Annotated in this window: 3 protein-coding genes and 1 pseudogene; all 4 read left to right on the forward strand. The window is 61.1% G+C overall.

Annotation, left to right across the window (positions count from 1 at the left end; genetic code table 11):
• Positions 1 to 153 (forward strand): annotated as a pseudogene (gene hcp1 / locus AB5Y59_RS06745) (type VI secretion system effector Hcp1); the annotation flags it as partial.
• Positions 154 to 436: 283 nt separating this feature from the next.
• Positions 437 to 2,482 (forward strand): type VI secretion system tip protein VgrG, encoded by a 2,046-nt coding sequence (locus AB5Y59_RS06750; protein ID WP_368211694.1) that lies wholly within the window; start codon positions 437 to 439, stop codon positions 2,480 to 2,482.
• Positions 2,472 to 3,200, forward strand: coding sequence for a DUF4123 domain-containing protein (locus tag AB5Y59_RS06755; RefSeq protein ID WP_342040773.1), 729 nt, complete (start codon positions 2,472 to 2,474; stop codon positions 3,198 to 3,200). Before AB5Y59_RS06750 ends, AB5Y59_RS06755 begins: the two co-directional genes overlap by 11 nt.
• Positions 3,197 to 7,243 (forward strand): DUF6531 domain-containing protein (locus tag AB5Y59_RS06760; RefSeq protein WP_368211695.1); only part of this gene is annotated, 4,047 nt, incomplete at its 3' end. The genes AB5Y59_RS06755 and AB5Y59_RS06760, both read left to right, overlap by 4 nt.

A 7,243-nucleotide genomic window follows, 5' to 3' on the forward strand; every position in this document is an offset into this window, starting at 1 on the left:
ATCGACTGCCAGATGCCCCACTGCCAGGATCCGGCGAAGTCCGACTTCACCCAGCTGATCCAGGTCTCCATGGCCTACCGCAAGATCGACTGGGAGCACACCGTTGCCGGCACCTCTGGTGCGGATGACTGGCGCGCGCCGATCGAAGCGTAATTCCGAGCCAAAGGGCACTGCTTGCGGTGCCCTTTTATCGTCTCAGCAAGGACAACCTGCCCGGAGACCGTATTTCCGATTTTTCAACCCACGCATTTTTTCTTCTGTCCGTTTGCCTGGTGTGAGCGGGTGCAAGAAAAAATCCGAGTTTACGTCTTGCCGCACGCCGTCAAGGGCGTGCGGCAGCCATGGTGAAAGAAAAATCCAGGCGATGGCGAAGCTCTCACATGGCTTGATGTGCCCCATCTGATGGGGCCGCACGATATTTCAGGGGCGCGCAGCGATGGCAGACAGCACAGGATTACAATTTACCGTCAAGGTGGGGGCGCTGCCCGAGAGCACCTTCGTGGTGGCCGAGTTTGCGCTGGATGAGGCGTTGAACCGGCCGTTCAGCCTGCGCCTTGAGTTGGCAAGCGCTCAGCCCGATATCGACGTTGGCGCCGTGCTGGACCAGCCCTGCGAGCTGCTGGTGTGGTACAACGGCGAGCTGCAGCGCCGGGTGTGCGGGGTGGTCAGTGACTTCGCGCAGGGTGACAGCGGTTTTCGCCGCACCCGCTATCAGCTCATGGTACAGCCGGCCCTGTGGCGGCTGTCGCTTCGCCAGAACTCCCGCATTTTCCAGGCGCAAAAGTCCGATGAAATCCTCTCCATTCTGTTGCAGGAGCACGGCATCACCGATTACGCCTTTGCCCTGAAAAACGAGCATGCCAAGCGGGAGTATTGTGTTCAGTACCGGGAAACCGACCTCGACTTTGTGAGCCGGCTCGCCGCCGAGGAGGGGATGTTCTACTTCCACGAGTTTGAAGCGGGCAAGCACCGCATCGTGTTTGCCGATGACGCGGCCGCATTGACCGCCGGCCCCGAGCTCTTTTTCAATCTCGGTAACCGCTCGCTGGAGCAAGGCCCCTATGTGCGGCAGTTCCACTACCGGGAGGCGGTGCGCCCGTCGGATGTGGAGCTCAAAGACTACAGCTTCAAGACCCCGGCCTATGGTCTCTCCCACAAGAAACAGGGCGCAGAGCTCGAACACCAGCGCGATACCTACCAGCACTTCGATTTCCCGGGCCGCTACAAGCAGGATGGCAGCGGCAAGGCCTTTGCCCAGCACCGGCTCGATGCGCTGCGCAACGATGCGGTGGCGGGCCAGGCTAAGTCCAACTGCGCGGCCTTGCAGCCGGGGCAGAGCTTCTCGCTGACCGAACACCCCAACGGCAGCCTCAACACCGACTGGCAAATCGTGCGCATCCAGCACACCGGCTTGCAGCCGCAGGCACTGGAAGAGGAGGGGGGCAGCGGCCCCACCGTCTACCACAACGAATTCAGCGTAGTGAAAGCGAGCACCACCTGGCGGGCGCGCATCGGCAGCCCTGAGGCTCCTCACAAGCCCATGGTGGATGGCCCGCAAATCGCCATGGTGGTAGGCCCCGAGGGGGAAGAGATTTACTGCGACGAGCACGGCCGGGTGAAGTTGCAATTCCCGTGGGACCGCTACGACTCGAGCAACGACCAGAGCTCCTGCTGGGTGCGGGTATCCCAAGGCTGGGCCGGCGGTCAGTACGGCATGATGGCCATCCCGCGTATCGGCCACGAAGTCATCGTGAGTTTCCTGGAAGGGGATCCCGACCAGCCCATCGTGACCGGACGCACCTATCACGCCACCAACCGGCCGCCCTACGAGCTGCCGGCCAACAAGACCCGCACCGTGCTGCGCACCGAGACCCACCAGGGTGAGGGTTTCAACGAGCTGCGTTTTGAAGACCAGGCGGGGCAGGAAGAGATTTACATCCACGGTCAGAAAGACCTGAACGTGCTGATAGAGAACGACGCCGCCTGGCACATCAAGCATGACGAACACAGAGACATCGACAATGAGCGGGTGACCCGCATCAAGGCCAATGATCACCTCACTGTGAACGGTGAAAAACGGGATCACATCAAGGCCGACTATTCACTCGGCGTTGACACCTCCATGCACCAAAAACTGGGTGACAGCTGGCTGACACAGGCCGGGCAGGAAGTGCACGTCAAAGCCGGTGCCAAGGTGGTGCTGGAGGCGGGCTCAGACATTACCGTCAAGGTCGGCGGCTGCTTCATCAAGGTCGATGGCGGCGGCGTCACCCTGGTGGGGCCCACCATCAAGATGAATTCGGGCGGCAGCCCGGGTGCCGGCTCGGGATGGGGCGGCAAGTCACCATTGGGCCCTCTGGGTGTCAGTGTTCCCCCCAAACCCAAGGTACCGCTCACTCCTGCCCAACTGGCCACCATGAAGAGTGCCGCCCCTTTCTGTGAAGAGTGTGAAAAATGCAAGGAGGGTGGCTGTGAGATTTGAGATCACGCCGCTGGAAGAGTGGATACAGAGGCAATCAGCCCCTCTTTATGCCGTGCTGGCGGGGGCCTGCGATGCGGCTCCCTTGCTGCACTACTACCAACTCGATGGCCGCGAAACGCCACGCGGGCTCTATCTCGGCACCCCTTATGAGGACTGGCATCCCGTCATGCCCTATCTGGTGGCGCTCGACAAGGAGAGCCCCTTTATCGAATGGGCGCAGGGCGCCGAGGCGAGAGACTGGGGCTGGATAGTGGCGAGCGAGCAGCCTGTCGATGCCCTCTATGCCCATCTGCAGGGGTTGACCCAGATCTGGCACCAGGGGGAGGCGGTGTTCTTCCGTTACTGGGATGGCGTGTATCTGAGGCGCATTCTGGTCCAGCTGGGAGAGGATTTCACCGCCCTGCTGCCAGGAGTGAACGGGATCTGGGTCGGAGGGGATGGCTTCGAATGGGCTGCGTCAGAAGCCGCCGCACCACGCGCATTCCCCTGGTGGGAGCTGCCCCCCGCCATTGCCGCGACCTTGGCGAGACAGGATCCCGCCCCTCTTATCAACAACCTGATGCAGCAGTTGGCGGATCACAACGGTCAGCTCTACTGGGCGTTTCCCGAGGCGAACCTGCGCTGCAAGGTCGCCCGCTTTGTTTCCCGTCATCCATCCCCCGATATCGATCTGTTTCCGGCGCTGGAAGCGGCGCTGATCAATGAGGTTCAAGCATGAGCAATGTCGGCCAGGCCGTCTTCAACGAAGTGATCGCCGATTATCGCAACGTCCTGAGTGCCTATCGCAAGGATGCCGAGAGTTTCTTCCTGGGTGACATGCTCAGCATGGACATGGAGCAGACCATCAAGGTGGGCGACAAGACCATCACGGCATCGTCCGGCAGCAAGAAGGCGCAGTCCGTGGTGACGCAGTGCCCGCTGAGCGGCACGCTGCGGTTGGTTCATCTGTTCGAATCCGTCAGGTTTATTCCCATCGGCAATACCCCGTACAAGGTGGAGGCGGGGAAACTGGTGCGCGGACGTTTTGTCAGCGAGGCGGTAGTCAAGGAGGGAACCCTGGATGCCAAGGGTATTGCCGAGGTTGGTAAGCTGACCCCGGGCAAGTCCTATCGGGTGACCTTCTACCCCAATGTGAAGAAGAGCGATCTGGATGCGCTGTTTGCCTCTTATGCCCCGGTTCAAAAAGATCTGGAGGCCTGGCTTACCAAGGAGTGGAACAGTGAGCACAAGGCTGCGTGGGCCCGTTACAGCGGCACTGGTGGCGGGTTTGGCGGCCATGCGCTGGCGGCGGCAAGCGGTATCGGCAAGGCACTGGTCGGGGTGTGGGACGATCTTAAAACCATCTACAACCTGCTGGCCGATCCGGTAGGCAATGCCAAAAAGCTGGCCGAGTTCGGGGTGGACGCAGCGGCCATGGCAAAGGCCGGAGCCTCCCAGATGGAAGCTGCCATGCTGGTATTGCAAGATGAAGCACTGCTTTATCTTTATGCCTATGCCCTGGTGTGCTGGGTCAAGATGCTGCCCCCGGATCAGCAGACCGAGTTTGGTGCTCAGGTAATTTCGTCGGTACTGATTGACGTGATCATCGGGGTGATACTGACCGGCGGGGCAGGCCTGGCTGCACGCTATGGTGCCAAGGCTGCCACCATGGCCAAGAACAGTGACCGTGTCATGCGACTGGTCACTTCCCTGGTCGATCTCTCCAGGAAACACAACCTGGCCCAGCACGCCCAGCAGGCGAAAAAGGTGCTGATCACCGGGGCTGCACCGTTGAGCCCGGCCAAAAAAGCGGATCTCAAGCTGGTCGATGGCAATGCCAACACGCTGGTGGAAAAAGGCACGGCGGCCAAACGCCGATTCCAGGGGCACACCGAAATCAAGCAGGTGAACAAGACTCCGGATGCCTCCAAACAGGCAGTTACCCCGGCCAACCGGCCCCATCAACCGGAAGCCAGCACCTGCAAGAACAACTGCCCGGTCTCCATGGTGACGGGGGAAGAGTTGCTGGCACTGCAAGATGGCGAACTGCCGGGTCTGCTTCCCTTTGTCTTCGGGCGCCTCTATCGCACCTCCGCCGTCGCGCAATCCTGCGGCATGGGGCTTGGCTGGACACATGCCCTTGCGCACCGACTTGAACGTCACGGCGATACCCTGACCTGGTGGGATGAGGAGTCCCTGGCAACGGAACTGCCGTTGCCATCAGCCGCCAGACCCATGGTGACCAACCTGCTGTCGGAGGCGGCGGTCTACCTCGGTGACGAGGCTGATGAAGTGATCCTGGCCAAGGCCGGTTCGCCGTTCCTGCATTTTACCTGGCATGGCGAGATTGGGCGGCTGACCGGTTTTTCCGATCCCTACGGCAATCGACTGACAGTGCGTTCTGACCGTCAAGGGCGCCCCGCCTGGGTTGAAAATGACGCTGGGCTGGCCCTTCGTCTCGCTTACGAGGGCGACCACATCATGGCGCTCGAGTTGCAGCGCTTTGATGGCATTGCCTGGCAGCCCCAGGCCACGTTGCAACGCTACCACTACGATGACCATGGTCACCTGGTGGCGGCCGAGAATGGGGCCGGGGAGTGCGAGCGTTATCGCTATCGTGATGATGGGGTCATTGTGGAGCGCCGTCTGGCTGGCGGTGCCGGTTTCTTCTGGGAGTGGGAAGGGGAAGGCAAGGCTGCCCGCGCTATCCGCCACTGGAGCGATGTGGCGGGTTTTGATGTCACCTATGGCTGGGATGATGACAAGGGCGAGGTGACGGTACTCAATGCCGATGGCAGTCAGGAGGTGTATCAGCACGACAGCCAGGCACGTCTTGTCCGCCAGCAGGATCCGGATGGTGCGATAACCGAGTTTGCCTACAACGACAAGGGCCAGAAAGTACTGGCCCGTGATCCGCTGGGGGCCGAGACCCATTATCACTACGACGAAGAGGGGATGTTGGCCCTCGAAGTGGCTCCCGACGGCAGTCAGACTGCCTATCACTACTGGAATGGCCGGGTTCGCAAGGTAGTGCAGGGGGAGCGCGAATGGCGCTTTGAGCACAACCTGCAAGGGGATCTGATTGCAAGGCGGGATCCCCTGGGGAACGAAACCCGTTATGGCTATACCCCTCAGGGCAGGCTGTGCTCTGTGGTTCACCCGGACAGCACCCGCACCGAATTGGTATGGAACCGCCTTGGCCAGCTGATCGAAGAAAAAGGGGTCGATGGCGGGATAAGCCGCTGGCGCTATGACGAGCGGGGCCGCCAGATCGTGCGGCAAGACCCGCGTGGCGCAATCACACGCTATGAATGGGACGCGGCAGATCGCCTCAGTGCCGTCCATCTGCCCGGGGGCGGCGTTCGCCGCTATGAGTACAACGCCTATGGCAAGGTCACGGCGCAGTGGGACGAGCTGGGTCGCGAGACACGTTTCGAATATCACCCCGGCCTGCATCTGGTGAGTCGGCGCATCAACCCCGATGGCAGCGAGCTCAAATACCGCTACGACAATGCCAAGCTGTTCCTCAGCGAAATCGAGAACGAGCATGGTGAACAGCATCGTATCCATTACCATCCCAACGGGCTGGTAGCACGGGAAACCGGCTTCGATGGTCGCACCACCGCCTACCGTTATGACCTCAACGGACGCCTGAGCGAAAAAGTGGAGTTCGGCAAGCAGGAGACCGAGCTGGTCACCCGCTATGAGCGCGACCCCATGGGGCGCTTGCTGAAAAAATCCCTGCCAGATGGTCGCGAGATCGTCTTCGAGTATGACGGCCATGGCCAGCTCATCCGGGTCGACGACGGTGCCTGGCCCCTGGCATTTGACTACGATGGTGCCGGTCATCTGGTGGCCGAGCATCAGGGGTGGGCCTCAAGCCATTTCCGATACGATGCCATGGGACGGTTGTCACACTGGCAACTGCCCGACGGCAACCGGCTTGGCTATCACTATCAGCACGGGGCGCTTGGCGGCATTGATCTCAACGGCGCCGAACTCACTCGCCACCAGGTGGTGGGTGGGCTTGAGCTGCGCAGGCAGCAAGGGGCACTGACCCAGCAGTACGAATATGACGAGCAGGGGCGCCTCTCGGCACTGCGTCTGCAGCGGGGCAAGCAGGTCGCCCGCGAGCGGCACTATGGCTATGACAGAACGGGCAACCTGCTGCACATCGATGACAGCGTGCAGGGGGAGCAGCACTACCGCTACGATCCGCTGGACCGCTTGCTGGAGGTGCGGGGCGAGCTGACCGAGCGCTTCTTGCATGATCCGGCCGGCAACCTCCTGGGTGAACGTTCGGGTGGTCAGTTCGATGGGGCCCGCACCCAGGGGAACCGGCTGCTGTTGAGTGGCGATCGCCACTTCGAGTACGACGAATTTGGCCGATTGGCGCTGGAGCGGCGCGGCAAGGGCCAGCAACTGGTGACCCGCTATCACTACGACTGCCAGCACCAGCTGGTGAGGGCTGAACTGCCCGATGGCAGCACTGCCTGTTATGACTACGATGCCTTTGGTCGCCGCATTCGCAAGACGGTAAAGGGTGCAAAAGGCGAGCAGGTTACCGAATTCCTGTGGCAGGCCAACAACCTGATTGCCGAGAGCCACTATCTGCTCGGTGATGACAAGCATCGTACTGACGAGCAGTACCGCAGCTTTATCTATGAACCCGGCAGTTTCAAACCCTTGGCACAGCTGGAAGGGGAGGGGCAGAAGGCCGAGGTATTCCACTACCAGCTTGACCACCTGGGCACTCCCTTGGCACTGACCCGCACAAGCGGG

The organism is Aeromonas sp. s10, assembly GCF_040907975.1.
Taxonomy (GTDB): domain Bacteria; phylum Pseudomonadota; class Gammaproteobacteria; order Enterobacterales; family Aeromonadaceae; genus Aeromonas; species Aeromonas caviae.

Excerpts from the sequence above, each read along its gene's own strand:
- AB5Y59_RS06750 (WP_368211694.1), top strand. The coding sequence starts at position 437 with ATGGCAGACAGCACAGGATTACAATTTACCGTCAAGGTGGGGGCGCTG.